The 22,297-nt window shown below is 53.2% G+C and carries 34 protein-coding genes and 1 pseudogene; 3 read left to right on the top strand and 32 right to left on the bottom strand.

Annotated features, from left to right (window positions below; translation table 11 throughout):
• Positions 1–2: 2 nt before the first annotated feature.
• The 3 genes and pseudogenes from HOL66_11355 to HOL66_11345 form a co-directional block, all read right to left on the bottom strand.
• Positions 3–1,301, bottom strand: coding sequence for a replication-associated recombination protein A (locus HOL66_11355; protein ID MBT5244829.1), 1,299 nt, complete (start codon positions 1,299–1,301; stop codon positions 3–5).
• Complete coding sequence (locus HOL66_11350; GenBank protein ID MBT5244828.1) at positions 1,298–2,713, bottom strand: Do family serine endopeptidase; 1,416 nt, start codon at positions 2,711–2,713, stop codon at positions 1,298–1,300. The genes HOL66_11355 and HOL66_11350 overlap by 4 nt, the downstream gene beginning before the upstream one ends.
• A gap of 45 nt (positions 2,714–2,758) precedes the next feature.
• A pseudogene (locus HOL66_11345) lies at positions 2,759–3,642 on the bottom strand (DMT family transporter).
• A 153-nt stretch (positions 3,643–3,795) separates the two neighbouring features.
• On the opposite strand from HOL66_11345, the gene HOL66_11340 reads away from it, so the two are divergent.
• Genes HOL66_11340 through HOL66_11330 form a run of 3 tightly spaced genes read left to right on the top strand, consistent with a single transcriptional unit; the run spans position 3,796 to position 6,712 of the window.
• Positions 3,796–5,211, top strand: coding sequence for a mannose-1-phosphate guanylyltransferase/mannose-6-phosphate isomerase (locus HOL66_11340; GenBank protein ID MBT5244827.1), 1,416 nt, complete (start codon positions 3,796–3,798; stop codon positions 5,209–5,211).
• A 13-nt stretch (positions 5,212–5,224) separates the two neighbouring features.
• Entirely contained in the window at positions 5,225–5,617 is a 393-nt protein-coding gene (locus tag HOL66_11335; GenBank protein ID MBT5244826.1) for a hypothetical protein, read from the top strand.
• Positions 5,618–6,712, top strand: coding sequence for a lipopolysaccharide heptosyltransferase family protein (locus HOL66_11330; GenBank protein MBT5244825.1), 1,095 nt, complete (start codon positions 5,618–5,620; stop codon positions 6,710–6,712).
• A gap of 22 nt (positions 6,713–6,734) precedes the next feature.
• On the opposite strand, the gene HOL66_11325 is transcribed toward HOL66_11330, so the two are convergent.
• From HOL66_11325 to tuf, 29 genes are all read right to left on the bottom strand, one after another.
• Positions 6,735–7,796, bottom strand: a complete 1,062-nt coding sequence (locus HOL66_11325; GenBank protein MBT5244824.1) for a hypothetical protein — start codon at positions 7,794–7,796, stop codon at positions 6,735–6,737.
• Positions 7,797–7,964: 168 nt separating this feature from the next.
• Positions 7,965–8,387, bottom strand: a complete 423-nt coding sequence (gene rplQ / locus HOL66_11320) for a 50S ribosomal protein L17 (protein ID MBT5244823.1) — start codon at positions 8,385–8,387, stop codon at positions 7,965–7,967.
• 45 nt (positions 8,388–8,432) lie between these two features.
• Positions 8,433–9,449, bottom strand: a complete 1,017-nt coding sequence (locus HOL66_11315) for a DNA-directed RNA polymerase subunit alpha (protein MBT5244822.1) — start codon at positions 9,447–9,449, stop codon at positions 8,433–8,435.
• A gap of 97 nt (positions 9,450–9,546) precedes the next feature.
• Complete coding sequence (gene rpsK / locus HOL66_11310; protein MBT5244821.1) at positions 9,547–9,939, bottom strand: 30S ribosomal protein S11; 393 nt, start codon at positions 9,937–9,939, stop codon at positions 9,547–9,549.
• 15 nt (positions 9,940–9,954) lie between these two features.
• Positions 9,955–10,332, bottom strand: a complete 378-nt coding sequence (rpsM, locus tag HOL66_11305; protein ID MBT5244820.1) for a 30S ribosomal protein S13 — start codon at positions 10,330–10,332, stop codon at positions 9,955–9,957.
• Between the two features lie 104 nt (positions 10,333–10,436).
• A complete protein-coding gene (locus HOL66_11300; protein MBT5244819.1) occupies positions 10,437–11,081 on the bottom strand; it encodes an adenylate kinase in 645 nt (214 codons plus the stop codon).
• Positions 11,078–12,421 carry a preprotein translocase subunit SecY gene (gene secY / locus HOL66_11295; GenBank protein MBT5244818.1) on the bottom strand — a complete coding sequence of 448 codons (1,344 nt, stop codon included), beginning with the start codon at positions 12,419–12,421 and terminating at the stop codon, positions 11,078–11,080. The genes HOL66_11300 and secY overlap by 4 nt, the downstream gene beginning before the upstream one ends.
• 15 nt (positions 12,422–12,436) lie before the next feature.
• On the bottom strand, positions 12,437–12,982 hold the full coding sequence (locus HOL66_11290) for a 50S ribosomal protein L15 (protein ID MBT5244817.1): 546 nt from the start codon (positions 12,980–12,982) through the stop codon (positions 12,437–12,439).
• A gap of 71 nt (positions 12,983–13,053) precedes the next feature.
• On the bottom strand, positions 13,054–13,248 hold the full coding sequence (gene rpmD / locus HOL66_11285) for a 50S ribosomal protein L30 (protein ID MBT5244816.1): 195 nt from the start codon (positions 13,246–13,248) through the stop codon (positions 13,054–13,056).
• Positions 13,241–13,855, bottom strand: a complete 615-nt coding sequence (rpsE, locus tag HOL66_11280; protein ID MBT5244815.1) for a 30S ribosomal protein S5 — start codon at positions 13,853–13,855, stop codon at positions 13,241–13,243. Before rpsE ends, rpmD begins: the two co-directional genes overlap by 8 nt.
• Positions 13,856–13,868: 13 nt before the next feature.
• On the bottom strand, positions 13,869–14,231 hold the full coding sequence (rplR, locus tag HOL66_11275) for a 50S ribosomal protein L18 (GenBank protein MBT5244814.1): 363 nt from the start codon (positions 14,229–14,231) through the stop codon (positions 13,869–13,871).
• Positions 14,232–14,234: 3 nt separating this feature from the next.
• A complete protein-coding gene (gene rplF / locus HOL66_11270) occupies positions 14,235–14,768 on the bottom strand; it encodes a 50S ribosomal protein L6 (protein ID MBT5244813.1) in 534 nt (177 codons plus the stop codon).
• Between the two features lie 15 nt (positions 14,769–14,783).
• The gene (rpsH, locus tag HOL66_11265; GenBank protein ID MBT5244812.1) at positions 14,784–15,182 is read right to left on the bottom strand and encodes a 30S ribosomal protein S8; all 399 of its coding nucleotides are present in this window, start codon (positions 15,180–15,182) and stop codon (positions 14,784–14,786) included.
• Between the two features lie 13 nt (positions 15,183–15,195).
• Entirely contained in the window at positions 15,196–15,501 is a 306-nt protein-coding gene (gene rpsN, locus HOL66_11260; GenBank protein ID MBT5244811.1) for a 30S ribosomal protein S14, read from the bottom strand.
• Positions 15,501–16,061: a 50S ribosomal protein L5 gene (gene rplE / locus HOL66_11255; GenBank protein ID MBT5244810.1), complete on the bottom strand. Its 561-nt coding sequence runs from the start codon at positions 16,059–16,061 to the stop codon at positions 15,501–15,503. Before rplE ends, rpsN begins: the two co-directional genes overlap by 1 nt.
• Before the next feature lie 14 nt (positions 16,062–16,075).
• Positions 16,076–16,399 (bottom strand): 50S ribosomal protein L24, encoded by a 324-nt coding sequence (gene rplX / locus HOL66_11250; GenBank protein ID MBT5244809.1) that lies wholly within the window; start codon positions 16,397–16,399, stop codon positions 16,076–16,078.
• A 16-nt stretch (positions 16,400–16,415) separates the two neighbouring features.
• Complete coding sequence (gene rplN, locus HOL66_11245) at positions 16,416–16,784, bottom strand: 50S ribosomal protein L14 (GenBank protein MBT5244808.1); 369 nt, start codon at positions 16,782–16,784, stop codon at positions 16,416–16,418.
• Positions 16,785–16,824: 40 nt separating this feature from the next.
• On the bottom strand, positions 16,825–17,061 hold the full coding sequence (gene rpsQ, locus HOL66_11240) for a 30S ribosomal protein S17 (GenBank protein MBT5244807.1): 237 nt from the start codon (positions 17,059–17,061) through the stop codon (positions 16,825–16,827).
• Positions 17,062–17,079: 18 nt separating this feature from the next.
• A complete protein-coding gene (gene rpmC, locus HOL66_11235) occupies positions 17,080–17,286 on the bottom strand; it encodes a 50S ribosomal protein L29 (GenBank protein MBT5244806.1) in 207 nt (68 codons plus the stop codon).
• Positions 17,287–17,302: 16 nt separating this feature from the next.
• Positions 17,303–17,722 carry a 50S ribosomal protein L16 gene (gene rplP, locus HOL66_11230; GenBank protein ID MBT5244805.1) on the bottom strand — a complete coding sequence of 140 codons (420 nt, stop codon included), beginning with the start codon at positions 17,720–17,722 and terminating at the stop codon, positions 17,303–17,305.
• A 36-nt stretch (positions 17,723–17,758) separates the two neighbouring features.
• A complete protein-coding gene (rpsC, locus tag HOL66_11225; GenBank protein MBT5244804.1) occupies positions 17,759–18,436 on the bottom strand; it encodes a 30S ribosomal protein S3 in 678 nt (225 codons plus the stop codon).
• Complete coding sequence (gene rplV, locus HOL66_11220) at positions 18,437–18,817, bottom strand: 50S ribosomal protein L22 (protein ID MBT5244803.1); 381 nt, start codon at positions 18,815–18,817, stop codon at positions 18,437–18,439.
• 3 nt (positions 18,818–18,820) lie between these two features.
• Positions 18,821–19,099 carry a 30S ribosomal protein S19 gene (gene rpsS, locus HOL66_11215; protein MBT5244802.1) on the bottom strand — a complete coding sequence of 93 codons (279 nt, stop codon included), beginning with the start codon at positions 19,097–19,099 and terminating at the stop codon, positions 18,821–18,823.
• Between the two features lie 9 nt (positions 19,100–19,108).
• Positions 19,109–19,939 (bottom strand): 50S ribosomal protein L2, encoded by an 831-nt coding sequence (gene rplB, locus HOL66_11210; protein MBT5244801.1) that lies wholly within the window; start codon positions 19,937–19,939, stop codon positions 19,109–19,111.
• Positions 19,940–19,945: 6 nt separating this feature from the next.
• Entirely contained in the window at positions 19,946–20,272 is a 327-nt protein-coding gene (locus HOL66_11205; protein MBT5244800.1) for a 50S ribosomal protein L23, read from the bottom strand.
• A complete protein-coding gene (gene rplD / locus HOL66_11200) occupies positions 20,269–20,889 on the bottom strand; it encodes a 50S ribosomal protein L4 (protein MBT5244799.1) in 621 nt (206 codons plus the stop codon). Before rplD ends, HOL66_11205 begins: the two co-directional genes overlap by 4 nt.
• A gap of 3 nt (positions 20,890–20,892) precedes the next feature.
• A complete protein-coding gene (gene rplC / locus HOL66_11195; protein ID MBT5244798.1) occupies positions 20,893–21,738 on the bottom strand; it encodes a 50S ribosomal protein L3 in 846 nt (281 codons plus the stop codon).
• Between the two features lie 23 nt (positions 21,739–21,761).
• Positions 21,762–22,070 (bottom strand): 30S ribosomal protein S10, encoded by a 309-nt coding sequence (gene rpsJ, locus HOL66_11190; protein ID MBT5244797.1) that lies wholly within the window; start codon positions 22,068–22,070, stop codon positions 21,762–21,764.
• A 15-nt stretch (positions 22,071–22,085) separates the two neighbouring features.
• The coding region (tuf, locus tag HOL66_11185; protein ID MBT5244796.1) for an elongation factor Tu at positions 22,086–22,297 on the bottom strand (212 nt) is incomplete at its 5' end.

Below are 22,297 nucleotides of genomic sequence, written 5' to 3'. Positions count from 1 at the left end.
ATTTAAGAAGGCTCCCCGGTTTTCTTCTGGCGTAGTTTGTCCCAGTACGCGAGACGTTTCTGGATGTCTCTTTCAAAGCCCCGTTCCTTTGGTTGATAGAAGCGTTGACGGTTCATACCGTCGGGAAAATAGTTCTGGCCGGAAAAACCGTTTTCCGCGTCGTGATCGTAAGCATAACCGTCACCGTATCCAAGTTCCTTCATCATCTTGGTCGGGGCGTTAAGGATATGCATGGGCGGGGTCAGTGAACCGGTTTCCCGGGCTGCCTTCTTTGAGACCTTTTCAGCCTTGTAGGCGGCGTTGGATTTTGGTGCCGTCGCCAGATAGATGACACACTGGACCAGCGCCAACTCCCCTTCCGGCGAGCCCAGCCGCTCGTATGCTTGCCATGCGGCCATCGCCTGGGTCAGAGCCTGCGGATCGGCAAGGCCAATATCCTCGACCGAAAAACGCAGCAGTCGGCGAGCGATATAATTGGGATCCTCGCCACCGTCGATCATCCGGGCAAACCAGTAAAGCGCTGCGTCCGTATCAGAACCACGCAGCGACTTGTGAAGCGCACTGATCAGGTTGTAGTGCCCTTCCTGGGACTTGTCATAAAGCGGCATACGCCGTTGCACGGCCTCGGCCAGGGCAGCGGTGTCCATAGCCTCATCCAGTGGCAGGGCGAACAGGGTTTCGGCCATGTTCAACAAGTAGCGCCCGTCACCATCAGCCATAGCGCGTAACGAGGCACGAGCGTCACTGTCAAGTGGCAACGATTGGCCTTCTTCCTTTTCGGATCGTGTGAGTAATTCTTCAAGGGCATGATCATCAAGACGGTTCAGCACCAGCACCTGACAGCGCGACAGCAACGCAGCATTCAGTTCAAACGAGGGATTTTCCGTCGTCGCCCCGACCAGAATGACGGTGCCATCCTCCACATAAGGCAGAAAGCCATCTTGCTGGGCCCGGTTAAACCGGTGGACCTCGTCGATAAATAATAATGTCCCCTGCCCGGCTTGACGACGGCCACGCGCAGCCTCGAAAATTTTGCGCAAGTCGGCAACGCCGGAAAACACCGCCGACAGGGGCTCGAAGTGCAAGTCTGTGTGTTCAGCCAGCAGGCGCGCAATCGTTGTCTTTCCGGTACCCGGCGGGCCCCACAAGACGCTAGAGGTCATCGTTCCGGCACTGCGCATCCGGCCAATAGGCTTTTCAGGGGCCAGTAAATGATCCTGACCGACGACCTCGTCCAGGGTACGCGGACGCAGACGGTCGGCAAGAGGCCGCGGTGCCTGTGATTCGAAAAGAGTGCTCATCTGTCGATCACCAGTTTCATCACCTTGCCGCCCCGCTTGATGCCAATCGCCCAGCTATCGACCCGTTTCGCCATCACCGTCTCAAGCCCACTGGTGTCATTTATAACCTGTTTGTTGATGCTGGTGATCTTGTCCCCGGGCTTTAGGCCCAGTCGCGAGGCAAAATCCCGTCCTTCCAATCGCAGGATGTAGACACCTTCTTCAAAGGAATCGATGCCAACTTCATCAGCCAGCGCCGGTGACATATTGGCAACAACAATGCCCGATAAAGGATGCTGGCCAGAAAGTTTTCTTAGGTCTCGGGCTGGCTCTTCGGGTGGCGCTGTCAAGGCCAGGGTAAGGTTTTTTTCCTGCCCATCCTTCAAAACGCTCAAGGAAGTTTTGCCACCAAGGGGCATTGTGGCGATGCGATAAGTCAGGGCTTTAGGATCATCAACGATCGTACTTTTTACCCGAATGATAACATCCCCCGCCCGGATACCGGCCAGATCGGCAGGTCCGCCCTGATGAACCTTCTTGATCAGCACACCGGTTGGCCTGTCCATGCCCAGGGCTTGAGCGATATCGGGCGTAACAGCCTGTCCCCAGGCGCCAAACCAAGCCCGCACCAACCGGCCGCCCTTGACCGTACCGGCAACGACGGCTCTCACCATATTTGAAGGAATGGCGAAGCCGATCCCCTGCGAGCCACCGCTTTTTGAAAAAATAGCGGTGTTAATACCAACCAGACGGGCATCCATACCAATGAGCGCACCACCGGAATTGCCGGGATTGATGGCGGCGTCTGTTTGAATGAACGAGGCCAGATCGGAAACCCCGACCTGGGTCCGGGCCAGTGCTGAAACGATACCGCTGGTAACCGTTTGACCAACCCCGAATGGATTGCCGATAGCCAGCACCAGATCGCCGACTTCCAGTTCGTCGGAATCGCTTAAGGGCAGGAAAGGCAATTCTTCACCCTTGACTTCAACCCGCAGTAAGGCAAGGTCGGTGCGCTCATCGGTGCCAACGATTTCAGCCTCGTATTCCCGCCGGTCGGTCAACACCACGCGAATTTCATCGGCTCCTTCAATAACGTGATTATTGGTGACGATCAATCCATCGGCACTGACCAGGACTCCCGATCCCAACGAATTCTGGATCCTTTTGCGGGAACCTGAAAAACCGGGCGTACCCTGAAAGAAGCGTTGAAAGAACGGGTCATTGAAAAGCGGCGAGATAGTCCTGCTTCTGACCACTTTTCGGGTATAGATATTGACCACCGCTGGCGATGCCTTTTGAACCAGCGGCGCGTACGAAAATTGAACCTGGGAACGGGATTCCGGAACGACTTTTTCTGCCGCCAGCACCCCGGCACCATCCAGCAGAGCAAGGGCAACAAAGCCCAAAACGACAACAATTCCCTGTTTCATCGTATACGTTCCGTCAAATCCATAATTCAGGCGATAGTCTAACACTCATGAACTGACAGATTGATCCAGTTTCTTGATTTTTTTCTCGCGGTAGAGCGTATAAATCCCCATCAGCACGATGATGGTAATACCCAGAAGGGTCCAGGTATCGGGGACGTCGCCAAAGATAAAAACACCAAGGGCTATCGCCCAAAGATAAAAACACCAAGGGCTATCGCCCAAAGAAGGGCCGTGTAGCGAAATGGTGAAACAAAACCGATTTCGCCGACCCGCATTGTCATGACGCTGGTCAAATAGGCGAAGACCATCAGCATCGCAGCAGCAGCAAGAAGCCTGATCTCGACTGCCCCAACCGGTTCCCAGACTAGGAATAATGACATGACACCGCCTGTCACTGTGATCGCGATTGAGGTCAATAATGAGACGAAAATAGATGATACATGTGCCGATAGCAGGCGCGTCGATAAATCCCTGAGGACGACAAACCCCACCGCGCCAAGAGCCCAGATGGAATAAGCGTTGAAGCCTTCGGAGCCTGGGCGGACAATGATCAACACCCCGGCAAAACCGACCATAATCGCCAGATAACGCCGCCAGCCAACAGGCTCACCCATAAATACAGCCGCCGCCAGGGTTACCGCCAGCGGCAGTGCCGCCAGGATCGCCGTGGCATTGGCAATGGGTATGTTGAAAAGCGCCGTTAGATAGCAAAGCGTCGCCCCGACTTCGCCGATCAATCTGAAAGTCAAAATCTTCCAGTCGGATCTGTTGAGGATGGGAAAAATAGATTTTCTTTTCAGGGCGACCAGGGCCAGCAAGGCGCTAGCCATCAGTCCACGCAGCAGAATGATCTGAAAAAGACCAAGGTTGTCGGACGCCAGTTTGACCAAACTGTCATTAATGACGAAAAAGGCCATGCTGGCAGCCATCAACGCCGCACCGCGAAAATTATCTGAACCTTTCAACATACCGCTTCAATCAATCATTCTGTGTACGAATGCAAGACTAATCACTCCATAGCCCGAAGACGGCATCTGTGCTAATCAAAACCCTCAGTATTCCGAATCAGAGAACCGTTATCCATGAGCATTTATCCAGTCATCCTGTCAGGCGGTTCGGGAACCCGATTGTGGCCGTTGTCGCGCAAGCACTACCCCAAGCAGTTGCTATCGCTGACATCTGATAAGTCCCTGTTGCAGGAAACCCTGAACCGGGTTACCGGCAAGAATTTTGAAGCACCGCTGGTTATCTGCAATGACCAGCACCGGTTCAGCGTTGCCGAACAGGTTCGCCAAATCAATCTGTATGTCCGTGACATCATTCTTGAGCCAATCGGAAGAAATACTGCCCCGGCCGCAGCCATTGCGGCACTGACCTTACGCGCCATTGACAAGGACGCGACCATCCTGCTGTTACCATCAGATCATCTGATTAGTAATACCAAAGCCTTCCAGGCCGCCATCAAGACTGCCGCCAAAGCGGCTAAAAACGATTATCTGGTGACTTTTGGGATCAAACCCACCGGACCTGAAACCGGATACGGATACATTCTGGGTGGCGATGAAATAAGCACGGCGCCGGGTTGTCTCGACGTTGAAAAGTTTATCGAAAAACCGGACCCTGAAAAGGCCGCTAAAATGATTGCCGCCGGCGGCCATGTCTGGAACAGCGGGATTTTCCTGTTCAAGGCTTCCGCCTATCTTGAAGAATTGAAAGCCTTACAGCCGGAAGTGTATACAATTTGTGAAAAATCCATGGCGGCGACCATTCGCGATCTGGATTTCACCCGCATGGACGGTGACATTTTCGAGACCTGCCCTGCCATTTCCATCGACTACGCGGTCATGGAACATACCCGCAAAGCCTGTGTTGTTCCTGTTGATATGGGATGGAGCGATATCGGTTCGTGGTCCGAGCTGTGGAAAGTGTCCGACAAGGATAAACAGGACAATGTCGTCATCGGTGATGTCTTTGCCGAAGACACAACGGGAAGCTACCTACGCACCTATAACAAAATGATCGCCACCGTCGGTGTCAAGGACATGGTTATCGTTGATACCGGCGATACGGTACTGGTTGCGCCCCGGGACCGGGCCCAGGATATTGGCGCCATTGTCAAGCGGCTGGACAAGGAAGGCCGCACGGAGCACCTTTTACCAGGCCGGGTTCGCCGCCCTTGGGGCTGGTATCAGTCACTGGACAGCGGACCGTCATTTCAGGTCAAGCGGATTTGCGTCAATCCGGATAGCCGTCTGTCCCTGCAACGCCACCAACGCCGCGCCGAGCATTGGATTGTCGTATCGGGCGAGGCTTTGGTCCACTGCGACGGCAAGGATATGACGCTGGGGCCCAATCAATCGACTTATATTCCCGTCGGCGCCGCCCACCGGCTTGAAAACATCACCCAGCAACCGCTTTACCTGATTGAGGTACAATCGGGTGACTATCTGGGCGAAGATGATATAGAACGTCTTGATGACGACTTCGCCCGCAATTAATTAGGAGAATACCGTGTCCGTTACCGTTTCCGTCAATGTCGCCCCGGGTGAACTTATCGATAAAATCACGATTTTGGAAATCAAACTCGAACGCATTGAAGACGAAACCAAGCTGGCTAATGTCAGACTTGAATACGACACCCTGAACGCAGCGCGGGACGAGGCCATTCCAAAATCAGAAGAACTGGACCAACTGAGCGCCGAACTAAAAAAGATCAATGAGGCCCTGTGGGAAATCGAAGATGACATCCGCGACTGTGAACGGGCCAAGGATTTTGGTGACGGTTTCATCAAGCTGGCCCGTGCCGTCTACGTCACCAATGACAAACGCATGGCGGTCAAACGCCAGATCAACGATTTACTGGGGTCCGCACTGGTCGAAGAAAAATCCTACGCGGCCTATTGAATGAAGCTGTTTCACATCCTCGATAAACTTCTCGAGCTGAAGCGCCACTTCAGCAATCGAGGCGGTCCTGCAAACGGGGTTTTGTTGATTTCCGCCGGTGGTCTGGGCGATACGGTACTTTTTTCGCTTCTAGCGGGTCGTTTTAAATCTATAGCCCACGAAGGCGAACCGGTCACGGTTCTTCTCAGAAATGACGCTCGCAAAATGGCCTTTTTGCTGCCTGGAGACATGGGGTTGGAAATTGTCGATTTCGGGCAATTACGCAAGTCCCTCTCCTACCGCCGTAAAGTTGCCGACCGCCTTTTCAAGGCCCATTACCGTCTTGTTATATCAACCGATCAGTTACGCCACCCCGACCTTGATGAAGCGTTGGTCAAAATGGCGTCCCCTGAGCAAGCCATCGCCATGGAACCCCGCACCTGGCCGAAATACGACGCCGCCCTTAAAGCCAACCGGGGGCTCTACAGCCGCTTGTTTGACAGTGGCCCCGACAGGCTCGACAAGGTGGTGCGTTGGAGTCGTTTTTGCGACTGGTTGACCGGCACTGAAATAACACCGCCAAAAGTTCAGATCGATATGGAAGGACGAAGTGGTGAGAGGTTTGATGTTCTGATTCAGCCATTTTCCGCTGTCGCCGGGAAGCAAAGCCCGGTGGCGCTTTATCGGCACATCATTGAAAGCCTGCCGCAAGGAACGAGCGTCGCCCTGACCGGCGCACCCGGTGACATGGACGCCAATCCTGACTACCAACGGCTGCTGTCGCTGCCGGGCGTCAGTTTTAATTCTAACGGTTTTGAGGAGCTTGTTCCGGCCTTGCAGGCGGCCAGACTGGTGATCAGCGTCGATACCGCCCTGATGCACCTGGCCGTCGCCCTGGGCGCGCCAACCATCTGCCTGGCCAGTGCGGCATACGTCGGTGAAATCGTCCCCTACGCCCCGGAAATCAAGCCAGAAAACGTCCATTTTATCTACCAACCCATGGACTGTGAGGGTTGCCTGGGCAATTGCCACCTTGCACCCATCGACGGCATGTACCCTTGCGTCGCCGGCATTGAGGCGGAGCGAGTCGTCGCCCTTATCAAAGAAATTTTGTGATCACTTCCGGAATCTTATGAAGCTACCAAACCGGTATTTCCAACGCTCCAGGTTCCATTGCCGGGCTTGAACCAATTTGACATTTTTTGGCATCGAACTTCTTTACCCATGCGGCAAAATCCAGAACCTCTGCCGGACGCATAACGCAAGCTTCGTTTGACCAGGGATGCCCAAGTTGAAGCAATTGATGTCCCAACTCATGGGCCAGCATGGCGGCGGCATAAGTCAGGGCTTTGTCACGGGTGTAAACATCTCCGTTTCGGAGTTTTTTGATTTGTTGATCGTTGGATAAATATGGAAAAAGAGAAACCCACACCGACGACCCATACCGGGAGGCAGGATTGAATTCTGTTGAGCCACCCGTAATACCCCCCCTTATGGAGGTATGGATTGGTATGGGGATATATTCAACACTTGCGACAAGCTGGTTGGTCAAAATGATTTCTGCCTCAACGCCACGTTTTGCCATCAAGGTCCAATAGCCGTATTCGTTGAGAGGCAAACTTTCACGCCCCGGGAATTCTCCTATGACTGGATATCCATCTTCCAGACGGGCGCTTGTCCAATAAGACAAGCGGACCTTAAAAGTTTCTATAATGGCGTTGGCAAAAGATTCCAGATCATCATTTTTCAGCGGCTGAACGAGATAAGGTCGGGCAAATTCTATTTGTTTTTTGAGGGGGTCTTTCTGCTTGCCGATTTGACCGATGAGTGATTCTTTTACATATCCCCAATCGACTTTTCCGTTGCGAAAATCCCCTATCAGATCATCAAAGTCAGGAGGTTTGTTTTCGACAAGCTCGGCAAAAATTTTATCGATATGAAAAGTCGGGATTTCCTCTGGTTTTTTAACGGTTATTTTAAAATGCTCATTGATCAGATCAGAGGCATACAGAAAAATTTTCCAGAGTTCTTCATTTGAGATTTTAGGAAATCTTGGGTTTTCAATATAGATGACCCGGGGGGCAACGGTGTTGTTCTTTATTGATGGAAGCGAAACATGACTTTGCTCAGCAAACAAAGTCATCGGGTTAAAACTAATCCCGAGTGTTAAAATCAACGTTATCAGAAAGTGGCGCAGCAATGGTTTGTTATCCCTATCAATAATGGAAACACTATAAAAGTGGGATAATTTGAGAGCAACTTAGAGTTTTTAAATTATCTGGATATGGGTGCCGAACTGACTTTCAAAAAATACATAAAAAAAAGGCCGCTCCTAAGAGCGGCCTTTAAAACTAACGTGGCAGGAGCCTTATTCAGCTTCGGCCAGTGCCATGGCAGCTTCTTCAGCCTCGACGCGGGCCAGATCGGTGGCACCTTTGGCTTCCGGATCGCGGTCTACCAGTTCCAGTACCGCCATCGGCGCGCAATCGCCGTAACGGTTGCCGGCCTTAAGGACACGGGTGTAGCCACCATTGCGTTCCTTGTAACGTTCGGCCAGAGAGCTAAACAGCTTGCCGACGACTTCAGTGTCCTTAATGACGGACAACGCCTGACGGCGGGCATGCAGGTCGCCGCGCTTACCCAGGGTGATCATCTTGTCGGCAATGCGACGCAATTCCTTTGCCTTGGGCAGGGTCGTGGTGATCTGTTCATGATCCAGTAGGGACGTAACCATGTTCGAGAACATCGCCTTGCGATGTGAACTGGTCCGGTTAAGTTTGCGTCCGCTCATGCCATGTCGCATGATTTCTCTCCTTGAATAAGTTTTTTAAAACCCTCAGAACGGGTCTTCGAGTTTTTTGGCCAGGTCTTCGATGTTTTCAGGCGGCCAATCGGCAATTTCCATACCCAGGTGCAGACCCATCTGCGACAGCACTTCCTTGATCTCGTTCAGGGATTTACGACCGAAGTTCGGGGTCCTAAGCATATCGGATTCACTCTTTTGCACGAGATCGCCGATATAAATGATGTTGTCGTTTTTAAGGCAGTTGGCTGAACGCACAGAGAGTTCAAGCTCATCAACCTTGCGAAGCAGGTTCCTGTTGAACGGCAGTTCGTCTTTTTCTTCTTCCTGCTGAACTTTCTGCGGTTCCTCGAAGTTGATGAACAACTGCAACTGGTCCTGAAGAATGCGCGCCGCCAGGGCGACAGCATCATCAGGGGTAACAGCACCGTTGGATGTCACTTCAAGGGACAGCTTGTCGTGATCGGTAATCTGACCGACACGGCTGTTTTCAACCTTGTAGCTAACCTTGGTCACAGGAGAGAAAACCGCATCGATGGGAATAAGCCCGATCGGCGAATCTTCAGCCCGGTTCTGGGCCGCAGCAACATAACCCTTGCCGTGTTCGACGGTCATTTCCATGGACAGCTTGGCGCCTTTGTCGAGATGACAAATAATCAGCGACGGGTCCATAACTTCGATGTCGGGACCAGTTTCAATATCACCCGCCTTGACTTCACCTGGGCCGGAAGCTTTCAGCGTAATACGCTTCGGCCCTTCGGCGTGCATACGAAGTCCCATCGATTTGATATTCAGGACAATGTCGGTGACGTCCTCGCGGACACCCGGGATCGATGAAAACTCGTGCAAGACGTTGTCGATCTGCACTGACGTTACGGCGGCCCCTTGCAGGGACGACAGCAGTACCCGGCGTAAAGCATTACCCAGGGTAAGACCAAAACCGCGTTCCAGCGGTTCTGCAACGACGGTTGCACGACGTTCCGGATCTGCACCCGGTACAACGTCAAGTTTCATCGGTTTAATCAATTCCAGCCAATTCTTTTGAATCACGGAAAAAACCTCATGCTCAATGCATTAATGTCAGGCCCTTAAACAAAACAAGAGCCACTTAAATAAACCGGGGGGTTAAATCCCCGGCCTGACCGTCTTAGACGCGACGGCGTTTACGTGGACGGCAGCCATTATGCGGAATGGGCGTGACGTCACGAATAGCGGTAATGGTAAAGCCAACAGCCTGTAGAGCGCGAAGTGCTGACTCTCGTCCTGAACCAGGGCCTTTAACTTCGACCTCAAGGGTCTTCATACCATGTTCCTGGGCCTTGCGACCGGCGTCTTCACCTGCCATCTGGGCGGCGTAAGGGGTCGATTTACGCGATCCCTTGAAGCCCTGGCTACCAGCAGACGCCCAGGCAATCGAGTTACCTTGCGCATCCGTGATGGTAATCATGGTATTGTTGAACGTGGCGTTTACATGGGCCACACCTGAAACAATATTTTTGCGTTCACGACGGCGTGGTCGCTGCGTTGTCGGCTTTGACATTATTTATCCTAATTCTTACTTAGCAACTTTTTTCTTGCCAGCGATAGCCTTTGCCGGACCCTTGCGGGTACGCGCATTGGTGTGTGTTCGCTGACCGTGAACAGGCAAGCCGCGGCGATGCCTGATACCACGATAACAGCCAAGGTCCATAAGACGCTTGATGTTCATGGCGACTTCACGGCGAAGATCACCTTCGACCTGATAGTCGTTATCAACGGAATCACGGATACCCGTCAATTCCGATTCAGTTAGGTCACTGACCCGCCTTTCGGCAGGAATTCCAACCTTTTCACAGATTTCGACCGCCTTTGTGCGGCCGATTCCATGGATGTATGTCAGTGCAATCACGACCCGTTTCCCGGTCGGAATGTTTACGCCAGCGATTCGCGCCAATGCTGGTACTCCTTACCCGTTGGTTTTAAACGATAAAGACTGGGTCAGGGAACCCAAAGAGGCGCGATTATAGGCGCTCTTTTCCCTAAGTCAACACGCAGTCTTTAGCCAATTAAATCCTTCATTTGTTTCGTTACATCATCGATGGCAGCCATGCCGTCGATGCTCTTCAAAATGCCTTTATTTCCGTAGTAGGAAATGATCGGCTCCGTCTGTTCATGATAGGCCAGAAGCCTTGAACGGACGGTTTCGGCGTTGTCGTCAGCGCGCCTGGAAAACTCTTTTCCGCCGCATTGATTACAAACACCTTCAACATCCGGTTTTTTGAACGAATCGTGGTAACCCCGACCGCACGCGGAGCATGTATATCGCCCGGTTATGCGTTCAACCATCGCTTCGTCATCAACCTGCATCTCGATCACACAATCGAGTTTTAAATCCTTCTCTTCAAACATCTTGTCCAGCGCTTCGGCCTGCGGGGTCGTGCGCGGAAAACCATCAAGAATAAAGCCGGCCTTACAGTCATCTTTATCAATACGCGACGAAATCATCTTGATAATCAATTCGTCGGAAACAAGTTCGCCTGATTCCATCACTTCTTTTGCCTGGGCGCCCAGCGCGCTGCCTGAATCGACTTCGGCGCGCAGCATGTCACCCGTTGAAAGTTGGATAATGCTATAGGCTTCCTGCAAACGCTTGGCTTGCGTTCCCTTCCCGGCTCCAGGAGGCCCTAGCAAAATCAGTTTCATCCCCGCCTTCCCTTCAGTTTGGATTTCTTGATTAACCCTTCGTACTGATGGGCCAGCAAATGGGACTGAACCTGGGATACCGTATCCATGGTCACGGTGACCACGATCAAAAGGCTCGTGCCACCGAAATAAAACGGTACCGAAAAGCGGGATATCAGAATTTCAGGTAACAGACAGACTATCGCCAGATACGCGGCGCCGACGACGGTCAACCGGGTCAGCACCTTGTCCAGATACTGAGAGGTATTCTTGCCGGGGCGAATGCCGGGAATAAAGCCGCCATGCTTCTTCAGATTATCGGCGGTATCTTCCGGATTGAAGACAACGGCGGTGTAGAAGAATGCAAAGAAAACGATCATGGATACGTAAATCGCCAGATACAGCGGTTGCCCGCGACCCAGCAAAGCAGCAACAGTCGACAGCCATTCCGGTCCGGAACCGGCACTAAATCCGATAATTGTAATCGGCATCAACAGGATCGAGCTTGCAAAAATCGGCGGAATCACACCTGCGGTGTTCAATTTAAGCGGCAAATGCGAGCTTTCGCCGCCGCTCATCTTGCTACCCTGCTGGCGTTTTGGATACTGAACGATCAGGCGGCGCTGGGCTCGCTCCATAAAGATAATGAAGAAGATCACGCCGACTGACATGATGATCAGGGCGACAATCAACAAGGATGAAAGAGCCCCGGTACGGCCCAATTCAAGGGTTCCGGCAATGGCGCTGGGCAAATTGGCGACGATACCCGAGAAGATAATCAACGAAATGCCGTTGCCGATGCCGCGAGCGGTAATCTGTTCACCCAACCACATCAGGAACATGGTGCCACCAACAAGGGTGACAACCGTCGTAAAGCGGAAGAACACGCCGGGATCAATCACCGCCGAACCGACGCTGGAATTCATTCCCTCAAGCCCGACTGCGATGCCGTAGGCCTGCATCGTGGTAATCAAAACGGTCAGGTAGCGGGTGTATTGGTTAATCAGCTTGCGGCCGGATTCGCCTTCTTTCTTAAGTGCCGCCATCTTCGGCGACACCGAAGTCATCAGCTGCATGATGATCGAGGCCGAGATGTAAGGCATGATATTGAGGGCGAAAATGGTCATCCGGCCAAGCGCACCGCCGGAGAACATGTCAAACATGCCCAGAATGCCGCCTGCTTGCTGCGAGAAGATATCCTGCAAGACAACCGGATCAATACCCGGTAACGGAATGTACGTACCCAACCGGTAGACAATCAACGCGCCAAGCGTGAACCAGATACGCTTTTTAAGCTCCGTGGCCTTGGAAAAGGCCCCGAAGTTCATATTGGCTGCGAGTTGTTCTGCTGCTGAGGACATGACGTCGGTTCTGCCTTATTCAGCCGTGTCGGCTTCAGATTCGGGTGCGGCTTTTGCTTGCTTTGTCTTCTTAGGCGCAGGCTTGTCCTCGGCGAGCGTAACCGGGGCCGTTACCGTGACCTTGCCACCGGCTTTTTCAACAGCGGCAATAGCAGCCTTGGAGGCACCGGCGACTTCAATGGTCAGCTTGGCTTTCAGTTCACCCTTGGCAAGCAACTTGACGCCGTCCTTGGATTTACGGACCAGACCTGCTTCGAGCAAGACGCTGGCATCGATATTCTTCTTGCCGTCAATCTTGCCGTCATCAATAGCTGCCTGCAATTTGCCAAGATTAATTTCGGCAAAGTTTTTCGAGAACGGGTTTTTGAAACCACGCTTTGGCAGCCGGCGATAAAGGGGCATCTGGCCACCTTCAAATCCGAGCAACGAAACACCACTACGGGATTTCTGCCCCTTGTGTCCGCGACCGGCAGTTTTGCCAGTGCCCGAACCGATACCACGGCCAACCCGCTTGCGATTCGTGGTAGCGCCGGGGTTATCACGTAACTCATTGAGTTTCATATTCTTTTCCTTTCGGCTTGCGCCCCTCTTTGTCTATGAGCAAAGAGAAACTCGCCAATTTTATTTAACCTTTAGCCCGCTTCTTCGACACTGACCAGGTGCTTAACCTTATTGATCATGCCACGCACGGAAGGCGTATCTTCCAACTCGCGGGATTTGTGCATCTTGTTGAGCCCAAGACCTTTAAGGGTTTCACGCTGGTATTTCTGACGACCGATCGGGCTGCCGGTCTGTGTCACTTTGACAGTGCCTTTTTTATCAGCCATCTGCTTGCTCCTTAACGGCCGCAGTGGCTGCTCCACCGCCACGACGGGCAACAATTTCACTGACTTTCTTGCCACGACGCGCGGCAACACTGCGCGGTGAGGAACTGTTTTGCAGCGCCTTGAAGGTCGCCTTGATCATGTTATGGGGATTGGCTGTACCAATAGATTTGGTAACCACATCCTGCACGCCCATGGCTTCAAAGACAGCACGCATGGGACCACCGGCAATAATACCGGTACCCGGAGGGGCGCTACGCAGAACAACCTTGCCGGCGCCGAAGTTGCCTTCAACATCATGATGAAGGGTGCGACCATCACGCAGCGGCACGTGGATCATTTCACGCTTTGCCTGATCCGTAGCCTTACGAATGGCTTCAGGAACTTCGCGGGCTTTGCCGGTGCCAAAACCAACGCGACCACTGCCGTCACCGGCAACGACCAAGGCGGCAAAGGAAAAACGACGGCCGCCCTTGACCACTTTGGCAACACGGTTGATATGAACAAGTTTGTCGATCAGCTCGTCATCACGAGACTGCTCTTCCTTGTTCCTGCCACGACCACGGCCGGGGCGGCGATCATCTCTTTTAGGTGTCGGTGTCTGTGCCATAAAAATAGCGCTCCTAGAATGACAAACCGGCTTCGCGAGCCGCATCGGCCAGGGCTTTTACCCGACCGTGATATTTATATCCGCCGCGGTCGAAGACCACGTCCTTGATGCCAGCCTTGACAGCACGCTCGGCGACAAGCTTGCCAACTTCGGTGGCTGCTGTCTTGTCGGCGCCGGTCTTGACCTTGGTGCGTAAATCCTTATCGACGCTTGATGCCGCGGCCAGGGTAACGCCCTGCGTGTCATCGATAATCTGGGCATAGATGTGCTTGCCCGAACGGAATACGGATAAACGCGGACGGCTTCCGCCAGCACGCCGGATCTGGACCCGATTGCGGCCCTTGCGGCGTTCGAAGAGTTGCTTTGAATGAGCCATGACTTACTTCTTCTTGCCTTCTTTGCGCCGAACGTATTCGTCGGCGTACTTGATGCCTTTGCCCTTGTAGGGTTCTGGCGGGCGATAGGCGCGAATTTCAGCAGCCGTTTGACCGACTTTCTGCTTATCAACGCCTTCGATGGTGATGTGGGTCTGATCGGGACACTTGATAGTGATGCCCTCGGGAACAGGATGGCGAACCTCGTGGCTGTAGCCAAGTTGCATGATCAGTTCGCTACCCTGAATCTGGGCGCGATAACCAACACCATTGATTTCCAGGTTGCGGGTAAAGCCTTCCGAAACACCAACAACAAGATTGTTGATAACGGCTCGCGCCGTTCCCCACATCTTGCGGGCACGGATGGAAGTACCGCGGGGCTTAACCAAGACCTTATTTTCTTCCCGGCTGATATCAACGTCGTCAGACAATGTAAAGGAAATCTCACCGAGCTTGCCTTTTGCTGTGACTTGCTGTCCAACCACGGCGACATCAACGCCTTCGGGAACTTCAACAGGATTATTACCAATTCGAGACATGTGGTTCGTCCTATCCTAAAAGACCTGGCAAAGCACTTCGCCGCCAACATTGGCATCGCGTGCTTCGGCATCGGACATAACACCGCGCGGGGTCGAAAGGATCGAGATACCAAGACCGTTATAAACACGGGTCAGGTCCTTGATTTTCGAGTAAACGCGGCAACCGGGGGTCGACACTCGAGATATCTCGCGGATCACGGGGTCACCCTCGTGATACTTAAGCTCGATCGTCAGTTCATTGATTCCGGGGCGAATTTCTTCCTGGCTGAAGCCGCGAATGAAACCCTCACGCTTGAGGACTTCAAGCACGTTTGAACGCAGCTTGGAAGCTGGCGCCAAAACGGTGCTTTTACGGGCCTGTTGGCCATTACGGATACGCGTAAGCATATCACCCAAGGGATCGGTCATAGACATATTCGTACCTCTCCTACCAGCTCGACTTAACCATGCCGGGAATTTGACCGGTGGATGCTAAATCACGAAGGGCAATACGCGAAAGTTTGAACTTGCGATAATTGCCACGGGGACGGCCGCTTAATTTACAGCGTAGGCGTTGCCGGACAGGCGACGCATTACGCGGAATTTCGGCCAATTTCAAACGGGCTTCAAAACGCTCTTCCAGGGACAGTGCTGGGTCCTTGGCTTGTGCTTTCAGGGAAGCGCGACGGGAAGCAAACTTGGCTGCCAGCCTTTCACGCTTCTTGTTCCTCTCAACAACGCTTTTCTTAGCCATTACTTGTTCTCTCCGGTTGCTTCGCCTTTGAACGGCAGATCAAAGCCCCTAAGCAGGGATCTTGCTTCGTCGTCGCTGTTGGCGGTTGTGCAGATGATGATGTCCATGCCGCGTACGCGGTCGACCTTGTCATAATCAATCTCGGGAAAAATGATCTGTTCCTTGACGCCCATGGCGTAGTTGCCTTTGCCGTCAAAACTTTTGCCATTCAAACCACGGAAATCGCGGACACGGGGCAACGCAATGTTGACCAGCCGGTCCAGGAATTCGTACATGCGCTCATTGCGCAGGGTCACCTTGCAGCCAACGGTCATGCCATCGCGCAACTTGTAGGTGGCGATCGACTTCTTGGCTTTGGTGACAACCGGCTTTTGACCACTGATCAAAGCCATGTCTTCAAGGGCGCCTTTGATCAGCTTCTTGTCCTGGGAAGCTTCACCAACGCCCATGTTAAGGACGATCTTTTCAAGTTTCGGAACCTGCATTGAGCTCTTGTACTTGTACTCGTCCTGTAAGGTCGGACGGATCGTCGTTTCGTAATGTTCTTGTAAACGTGCCATTATTTCTGCATCCGCTATTTGTCGATGACTTCGCCGGACCGCTTTGCGAAGCGGACCCTGCGACCATCTTTGAGTACCTTGACGCCAGTCCGCGTCGGTTTACTGTCTTTCGGATCGATTTGAGCCAAATTGGAGATATGGATCGTGGCTTCTTTCTCGACGATCCCACCAGCTGATGCCTGGGTCGGGCGCGTGTGACGCTTGATCATGTTCACACCCTGCACCAAGGCACGGTTCTCCTTCGGGATCGTGCGCAGAACTTCTCCGCTCTTTCCCTTGTCTTTGCCGGTACGGACGATGACTTGGTCGCCCTTTTTCATTCGCATTTTCTGAGCCATTTTCAGAGTCACCTAATCAAAGAACTTCAGGCGCCAAAGAAATAATCTTCATATATTTCTTGGCGCGTAATTCACGGGTCACCGGGCCGAAAATACGGGTGCCGATGGGTTCGCCCTGCTTGTTGATAAGCACGGCAGCATTATTGTCGAAGCGGATGGTCGTTCCGTCTTCACGATTGATATCCTTGGCCGTACGAACAACGACAGCCTGCACCACATCGCCCTTTTTGACGCGGGCGCGGGGAATTGCCTCTTTGATGGAGACAACGATGACATCACCGACGGAAGCATAACGGCGCTTGGAGCCACCGAGCACCTTGATGCACTGAACCCGACGGGCGCCGGAGTTGTCGGCAACGGCCAAGTTAGTTTCCACTTGGATCATTTTCTCATTCCTCTATTCGTTCACTCAAAAGACTACGGATTTAAGCAGTCTCGGTGACGACTTCCCATGTCTTGCGCTTTGAAATCGGACGACATTCGCGGATTCTCACCACATCGCCAATTTTGACCACGTTGTTTTCATCATGCGCCGCGTACTTTTTCGAGCGACGGATAAATTTCTTGTAGAGCGGGTGCTTGAACCGACGTTCGACCTTGACGGTCACGGTCTTGTCCATTTTGTCGCTAACCACGACTCCTTGCAGTATTCGCTTGGGCATCTGTCGTTACCTCAATTCTTACGAAGCGGCCTTGGAAGCGTTATCACGCTCGCCAAGAATGGTTTTAATACGCGCGATGCCACGGCTTACCTGGCGGCATCTTGCAGTGTTCTCTAATTGGCCGCTAGCGGCCTGAAAGCGAAGATTGAAGGACTCCTTGCGAAGGCCGATCAGTTCATCTTTCAACTGATCATCGGAATTGGCGCGCAAATCAGCTGGTTTCATTCCTTTACTCATGGTCCTAATCCTCCTCGCCAAGGCGCGTTACGAAACGCGTACCAAGCGGCAATTTAGCAGCGGCAAGCTCGAAAGCCTTTTTGGCGACGGCCATTGAAACGCCATCGACTTCAAACATGATGCGACCAGGTTTGACGCGGGCGGCCCAAAATTCGACGGAGCCCTTACCCTTACCCTGACGCACTTCAGGCGGCTTTTTGGAAACCGGGACGTCCGGGAAAATCCGGATCCAGACACGACCGGCACGCTTCATGTGACGGGTCATGGCGCGACGGGCAGCTTCGATCTGACGCGCGGTGACGCGTTCAGGCGTTGTCGCCTTCAGGCCATAAGCACCGAAATTAAGCTCGGTGCCGCCTTTTGCATTCCCGTGAATGCGGCCTTTGTGTGCCTTGCGATATTTTGTACGTTTTGGACTTAGCATCGTTTTGCTTTCGCTTAACTCTTAAACTTGGCCGCCTTAGCGAGCCGGCTGAGATTCAATAACCTGTTTTTCCATGGCCATCGGATCGTGGGCCATAATTTCACCCTTGTAGATCCAGACCTTAACGCCGCAAGCGCCATACGTGGTGCGCGCGGTGGCCGTGCCGTAATCGATGTGGGCGCGGAACGTATGCAACGGTACGCGACCCTCGTGGTACCAGACGTCGCGGGCGATTTCAGCACCACCCAATCGGCCGGAACAATAAATGCGAATGCCTTCAGCACCGAGACGCATAGCCGACTGAACGACCCGCTTCATGGCGCGACGGACGGAAACACGACGTTCCATCTGCTGGGCAACGTTTGCGGCGACAAGCTGGGCATCGATTTCGGGCTTGCGGATTTCAACGATGTTGACGTGCACTTCCGAGCCCGTCAGCTTCGAGATATCTTTGCGCAGGATTTCAATGTCAGCGCCTTTCTTGCCGATGATAACGCCCGGACGAGCCGTATGAACCGTAATCCGCGCTTTCTTGGCCGGACGTTCGATGACAACCTTTGAAACACCGGCCTGGGCCAGACGTTCCATCAGATACTTGCGAATGCTTAAGTCTTCATGCAGGAATTCCGCATAGTTGTCTTCTGCATACCAACGGGAATCCCAGGTGCGGATAATTCCCAGCCTGAGGCTGATCGGGTTTACTTTTTGACCCATTTAGACGGTCTCCTCACGCTCGCGCACAATGACGCGCAAATTGCTGAAGGGTTTAAGAATTTTACCGGTACGGCCACGAGCGCGGGCCCTCCAGCGTTTCATAACCATTGTCCGGCCCACGGTGGCTTCGGCGACAAAAAGTCTGTCGACGTCCAGGTCGTGGTTGTTTTCGGCATTTGCGATTGCCGATTCGAGAACTTTTTTGACATCACCGGCAATACGACGTTTGGAGAACTGCAATTCAGCCATTGCCGTTTCGCAGTCCATGCCACGGATCTGTGTTGCAACCAGATTCAGTTTCTGGGCACTGACCCGCATGTGCTTGGAATAAGCCATTGCTTCGTTATCGGCGTAAGGCCGTGGAGCTGATTTCTTACCCATGATTTAAATCCTCCTCGCCTTCTTGTCGGCGGTGTGGCCAAGGTAGGTGCGGGTCGGTGAGAACTCGCCCATCTTGTGACCAATCATGTCTTCGGTAATCAGAACCGGAATGAACTTGCGACCGTTGTAGACGCCGAAGGTCAATCCAACGAACTGCGGCAGTATCGTGGAACGTCGCGACCAGGTTTTGATAACCTCGTTACGGCCGCTGGCGCGACTGGTTTCTGCTTTTTTAAGAAGGTATCCGTCTACAAACGGACCTTTCCAAATGGAACGAGCCAAAACGGCCTCCTACTTCTTGCTGCGACGGCGGCGCATAATCATGCGATCCGTCTTTTTGTTGCTACGTGTACGCTTGCCTTTGGTCGGCTTGCCCCAAGGGGTCACCGGATGACGACCACCAGATGTCCGGCCTTCACCACCACCATGGGGATGGTCAACCGGGTTCATGGCGACACCGCGGACAGATGGGCGTTTGCCCAGCCAGCGGTTACGTCCGGCCTTGCCGAGTTTGATATTTTGCTGATCCGGGTTGGACACGGCGCCGATGGTAGCCATGCATTCGCCGCGAACCATACGCAGTTCGCCAGAGCTGAGGCGAAGCTGGGCGTAGCCCTGATCCTTACCAATCAGCTGCACGTAAGTGCCTGCAGAACGCGCAATTTGCGCTCCTTTTCCGAGTTTCAACTCGACGTTATGAATGATCGTTCCAACAGGGATATTTTTCATGGGCATGGCGTTGCCAGGCTTAATATCAACCTGTTCGCCGGAGACAACCTTGTCACCAACAGTCAGACGTTGCGGCGCAATGATGTAAGCGCGCTCACCATCATCGTAATTGATCAGGGCGATAAAGGCGGTGCGGTTGGGGTCGTACTCCAGCCGTTCAACGGTGCCGACGACATCAAGCTTGTTGCGCTTGAAGTCAATAATCCGGTAGCGGCGCTTGTGTCCGCCACCACGACGACGGGCGGTGATGCGACCGGTGTTGTTGCGGCCACCTTTCTTGCGAAGACCTTCGGTCAACGCCCTTTCGGGCTTGCCTTTCCACAGACCTTCACGGCTGACGAGGACTAAACCACGTCGACCAGGTGTAGTCGGTTTAAATTGTTTGAGTGCCATTAGACTTTAAACCCCCGTCGAAACATCAATGGACTGACCTTCGGCCAGCGTAATGATGGCTTTCTTGGTGTCGATCCGTTTGCCGGCGCGACCGCGAAATTTCTTGGTCTTGCCCTTGGCAATGAGTGTGTTCACAGCCGTCACGTTGACCTTGAACAGGTCTTCAACGGCGGCTTTGATTTCAGGCTTGCTGGCATCCATGGGGACGCGGAAGCTGACCTGGTTGAATTCTGAAAGCAGGGTCGATTTTTCCGTAATGATCGGCGCGCGAAGCAGCTCAAACTTACGCTCCGGACTCGGGTTCGCCTTGCCGTTGTATTTGCTCAGGCTCATTTCAAACGCTCCACAAGCTTGTCAATGGCATCCTTGGTCAACACCAGGGTATCGCTGCGCAGGATGTCGTAAACATTTGCGCCCTGACTTGGCAGGACGTTCAGACCCATGACGTTTCTGGCGGCGAGCTGGAAGTTGTTATCCAGTTCGTTGCCGTCAATAACCAGGGCTTTACCCCAGCCAAGTTTGCCAAGGTTTTTAATCAGGTCAGCGGTTTTCGGGTTCTTCATCTTGGCATTGTCAAGGACAACCAGTTTGCCTTCGGCCTGCTTCGATGACAGGGCGGATTTCAATGCCAGCCTGCGAACCTTTTTCTGCAGACCAAAACCGTGATCGCGAACGTGCGGGCCAAAAACAACACCGCCGCCACGAAGCTGCGGGGCGCGCTTGGAACCCTGGCGTGCATTACCGGTGCCCTTCTGCTTGAAGGGTTTGGCCGTGGTGCCCTGAACTTCCGAACGGGTCTTGACCTTGTGATTGCCGCTGCGACGCTTGGCAAGCTGCCAATTGACGTAACGCGACATAAGGTCGGCACGAACCGCTGTACCGAATACAGCTTCGTCAAGATCGACAGAGCCGACCTTTTTGTTCTCTAAACTGATGACGTCGCACTTCATAGCTTATTCTTCCTTCGTCTCGGCATCTTCAGCAGGCGCTTCCTCAACGGGAGCTTCCTCAGCCGGAGTTTCCTCAGCCGGAGCTTCGACAACCGCTTCTTCCACGATTGCTTCTTCGGCCACGACTTCTTCCGTCGCGACTTCTTCGACTACTTCTTCTTCAACCGGGGCTTCATCACCAACCAGAGCCGCCGGGAAAGGCAGCTCCAGGGTATTGGTGCGCTTGACCGAATCGAAAATACGGACATATCCGCCCTTGGAACCGGGGACGGCTCCTTTAATCAAAATCAGGCCGCGTTCGCTATCGGTGGAAACAACTTCCAGATTTTGGGTGGTAACCTGAACAGCGCCCATGTGACCGGCCATTTTCTTGCCCTTGAACACACGACCAGGGTCTTGACACTGACCAGTAGAACCGTGTGAACGGTGGGAAATCGAAACACCGTGGGAAGCACGCAGGCCGCTAAAATTATGGCGCTTCATGGCACCGGCAAAACCCTTACCGATACTGGTTCCTGAAACATCGACATACTGTCCGGCAACGAAGTGAGCGGCGGAAAGTTCAGCGCCGACGTCAACCATCGCATCTGCGGGTATGCGGAATTCTTCAAGCCGTCTTTTGGGCTCGACCTTGGCTGCCGCAAAATGACCACGCATGGCCTTTGAAACCCGCTTGACCTTGGCATTGCCAACGCCGAGCTGGATAGCGCAGTAGCCATCTTTTTCTTCGGTGCGCTGTGAAACCACCTGGCAATTGTCGACCTTCAGCACGGTGACGGGGATGTGACGTCCGTCATCGGCGAAAACACGCGACATACCAACTTTTTGCGCGATAAGACCTGTACGCATAGCTTAAGTCCCTAACCCTTGGCTTAAAGTTTAATCTCGACATCAACACCGGCAGCTAGGTCGAGCTTCATCAGCGCGTCCACTGTTTGCGGTGTCGGGTCAATAATATCTAGCACCCGCTTGTGGGTACGAATTTCAAACTGCTCGCGTGACTTCTTGTCGATGAAGGGCGAACGCAGAACCGTGAATTTCTCAATGCGCGTCGGCAGCGGGATCGGCCCGCGAACATCAGCGCCGGTCCTTTTTGCCGTATTGATGATCTCGCCGGCAGATTGATCGAGGACGCGGTGATCAAATGCTTTCAAGCGGATACGGATATTCTGGTGTTCCATCTTTTACGACCTTATTTATTCGACAATTGAAGCGACGACACCGGCACCGACGGTCCGCCCGCCTTCGCGAATAGCGAAGCGCAGACCCTCGTCCATGGCGATCGGAGCAAGCAACTCAACTTCCATCGTGATGTTATCACCCGGCATCACCATTTCGGTGCCTTCAGGCAGAACAACGGTGCCCGTGACATCGGTGGTGCGGAAGTAAAACTGCGGACGGTAGTTGG

The organism is Rhodospirillaceae bacterium (assembly GCA_018662005.1).
Lineage (GTDB): Bacteria > Pseudomonadota > Alphaproteobacteria > Rhodospirillales > JABHCV01 > JACNJU01.
Note: the sequence above shows the minus strand (reverse complement) of the source record. Positions and strands in the feature narration are given on the sequence as shown.

Coding starts and splice junctions, on each gene's coding strand:
- rpmC (MBT5244806.1), bottom strand. CDS start 17,286: ATGAAACCAGCTGATTTGCGCGCCAATTCCGATGATCAGTTGAAAGAT.
- rplP (MBT5244805.1), bottom strand. CDS start 17,722: ATGCTAAGTCCAAAACGTACAAAATATCGCAAGGCACACAAAGGCCGC.
- HOL66_11300 (MBT5244819.1), bottom strand. CDS start 11,081: ATGAAACTGATTTTGCTAGGGCCTCCTGGAGCCGGGAAGGGAACGCAA.
- rplR (MBT5244814.1), bottom strand. CDS start 14,231: ATGGCTCATTCAAAGCAACTCTTCGAACGCCGCAAGGGCCGCAATCGG.
- rplE (MBT5244810.1), bottom strand. CDS start 16,061: ATGGCACGTTTACAAGAACATTACGAAACGACGATCCGTCCGACCTTA.
- HOL66_11290 (MBT5244817.1), bottom strand. CDS start 12,982: ATGAAACTCAATGAGTTACGTGATAACCCCGGCGCTACCACGAATCGC.
- rpsH (MBT5244812.1), bottom strand. CDS start 15,182: ATGTCTATGACCGATCCCTTGGGTGATATGCTTACGCGTATCCGTAAT.
- HOL66_11330 (MBT5244825.1), top strand. CDS start 5,618: ATGAAGCTGTTTCACATCCTCGATAAACTTCTCGAGCTGAAGCGCCAC.
- HOL66_11340 (MBT5244827.1), top strand. CDS start 3,796: ATGAGCATTTATCCAGTCATCCTGTCAGGCGGTTCGGGAACCCGATTG.
- rpsQ (MBT5244807.1), bottom strand. CDS start 17,061: ATGCCCAAGCGAATACTGCAAGGAGTCGTGGTTAGCGACAAAATGGAC.
- rpsK (MBT5244821.1), bottom strand. CDS start 9,939: ATGTCAAAGCCGACAACGCAGCGACCACGCCGTCGTGAACGCAAAAAT.
- HOL66_11355 (MBT5244829.1), bottom strand. CDS start 1,301: ATGAGCACTCTTTTCGAATCACAGGCACCGCGGCCTCTTGCCGACCGT.
- rplB (MBT5244801.1), bottom strand. CDS start 19,939: ATGGCACTCAAACAATTTAAACCGACTACACCTGGTCGACGTGGTTTA.
- rplC (MBT5244798.1), bottom strand. CDS start 21,738: ATGCGTACAGGTCTTATCGCGCAAAAAGTTGGTATGTCGCGTGTTTTC.
- HOL66_11205 (MBT5244800.1), bottom strand. CDS start 20,272: ATGAGCCTGAGCAAATACAACGGCAAGGCGAACCCGAGTCCGGAGCGT.
- HOL66_11350 (MBT5244828.1), bottom strand. CDS start 2,713: ATGAAACAGGGAATTGTTGTCGTTTTGGGCTTTGTTGCCCTTGCTCTG.
- rpmD (MBT5244816.1), bottom strand. CDS start 13,248: ATGGCTGATAAAAAAGGCACTGTCAAAGTGACACAGACCGGCAGCCCG.
- rpsN (MBT5244811.1), bottom strand. CDS start 15,501: ATGGCTAAGAAAAGCGTTGTTGAGAGGAACAAGAAGCGTGAAAGGCTG.
- secY (MBT5244818.1), bottom strand. CDS start 12,421: ATGTCCTCAGCAGCAGAACAACTCGCAGCCAATATGAACTTCGGGGCC.
- rpsE (MBT5244815.1), bottom strand. CDS start 13,855: ATGGCACAGACACCGACACCTAAAAGAGATGATCGCCGCCCCGGCCGT.
- rpsC (MBT5244804.1), bottom strand. CDS start 18,436: ATGGGTCAAAAAGTAAACCCGATCAGCCTCAGGCTGGGAATTATCCGC.
- rplV (MBT5244803.1), bottom strand. CDS start 18,817: ATGGGTAAGAAATCAGCTCCACGGCCTTACGCCGATAACGAAGCAATG.
- rplX (MBT5244809.1), bottom strand. CDS start 16,399: ATGGCTCAGAAAATGCGAATGAAAAAGGGCGACCAAGTCATCGTCCGT.
- rplD (MBT5244799.1), bottom strand. CDS start 20,889: ATGAAGTGCGACGTCATCAGTTTAGAGAACAAAAAGGTCGGCTCTGTC.
- rplN (MBT5244808.1), bottom strand. CDS start 16,784: ATGATCCAAGTGGAAACTAACTTGGCCGTTGCCGACAACTCCGGCGCC.
- rplF (MBT5244813.1), bottom strand. CDS start 14,768: ATGTCTCGAATTGGTAATAATCCTGTTGAAGTTCCCGAAGGCGTTGAT.
- rpsJ (MBT5244797.1), bottom strand. CDS start 22,070: ATGGAACACCAGAATATCCGTATCCGCTTGAAAGCATTTGATCACCGC.
- rplQ (MBT5244823.1), bottom strand. CDS start 8,387: ATGAGCGGACGCAAACTTAACCGGACCAGTTCACATCGCAAGGCGATG.